Origin of the sequence: Nocardiopsis trehalosi NBRC 14201 (assembly GCF_001552555.1) — a bacterium.
Taxonomy (GTDB): domain Bacteria; phylum Actinomycetota; class Actinomycetes; order Streptosporangiales; family Streptosporangiaceae; genus Nocardiopsis_B; species Nocardiopsis_B trehalosi.
In genome coordinates this window covers 1-1305 of the sequence record NZ_BCRK01000353.1, presented here as the reverse complement: position 1 = coordinate 1305, position 1305 = coordinate 1, and the positions used below count along the sequence as shown (strand labels likewise).

Below are 1305 nucleotides of genomic sequence, written 5' to 3'. Positions count from 1 at the left end.
CCGTGGGGGCGGAGGGGTCCGGGGACGGTGCGGCCTCGGTCGCGGGGGCGTGCACGTCGGCCGTCCCCAGGAGGCGGGCGTCCTCGGCGGTGAACAGTTCGTAGGTCGTGCCCGTGAACCTCGTGGCCCGGGGGTCGCCGTCGAACTGGGCGTAGTAGGTGCGGGTCACCTCGTACAGGACGGTGTCCGGGTCACCCCACATCAGCGGGGAGCGGCCGGAGCTGTCCTGGCGGGTGTCGCTGATCTGCCGGGTGTTCTTCCGGAAGAGGTACTCCAGCAGCGCGGGCGCGAACCGGAACATGCGGTCGGTGACGCGGAAGTCGGCGCCGCCGCTGAACAGCAGGTTCCAGAACGAGGTCTTGGTCCTGGTCTCGCCGGTGGCGGCGCTGACCCGGGTCAGGGTGGAGAACTCCGCGGCCTTCGGCGGTGTGGGCAGCCGCCGGTAGTCCGTGGGCGAGGAGGTGATGCGCAGCCGGCGGTCGCCGCCGCCGGAGTCGAGGAACGGCAGGTCGGTGTAGCCGGTGGTCATGGTGTTGAGGCCGCCCTGGACCAGGCTGCCGTCGGCGAGGCCCTTGAGGGGGACGTCGTTGTGCCGGTGGAACCTTTTCGACGGTTCCGGCGGCTTCTTGGTCAGCCGCTTGTGCCCGCCGGCGTCCGGCGCGGGGCTGGGGCGGTTGGCCGCGGCCTTGGAGTCGTAGCCGAGCAGGCGGTCCCGCGCCCAGTCGGCGAGGCTCATCGCCCCCTGCGGCGTGGTGGTGGTGATGCCGCCGATGTGGACGGGGTAGCTGCGGTCGACCGCGCGGGCACCGGGGCCGGGCACGTCCGCGGTGGCCGGGTCGCGGGGGTCGGCGAGCGTGATCCGCTCCGGGGTGTCCGGCGGGTTCGTGCCCGGCCCGCCGGGCACGAACAGCCGCACCGGGAGGTCCCACGATGCCGAGATCGGCTCGGGCCGGGCCGGCGGCGCGCCGTCCGGGGCGGTGGCCGTCCGCGACCTGGTGCCCTCCGGAGCGGTGTCCGGCCGCGTTGCGGTCCGCGTGCCGTCCGGGGCCGTATCGGTCTGCGCGCCCGTCTGGGTCCGCGGCTGCGTCTGGACCTGGGTGCTGTCCGGCGCCGCCGCGGGCGGGGTGAGCGTCATCGTGGCGGCCAGGTCGGCGTCGTAGGCCTCGGGCGGGCCGCCGAGTTCGGTGTAGTAGTAGTCGGTGCTGGAGCCGCTCACGCCGAGGGCGGTGGTGCGGACGCGGTAGCCGAGGCCGGCCCGGAAGTTGAGGCGGGCGCCGGCGGTGAAGGAGTCCTCGGGCAGGCCGG

Annotated in this window: 1 protein-coding gene; it reads right to left on the bottom strand. The window is 74.8% G+C overall.

Translation table 11 applies throughout. The features are described from left to right. Positions 1-1305, bottom strand: a 1305-nt coding sequence (locus tag NT8_RS30225) for a hypothetical protein (RefSeq protein ID WP_217999346.1), incomplete at both ends; no start/stop codon positions are given.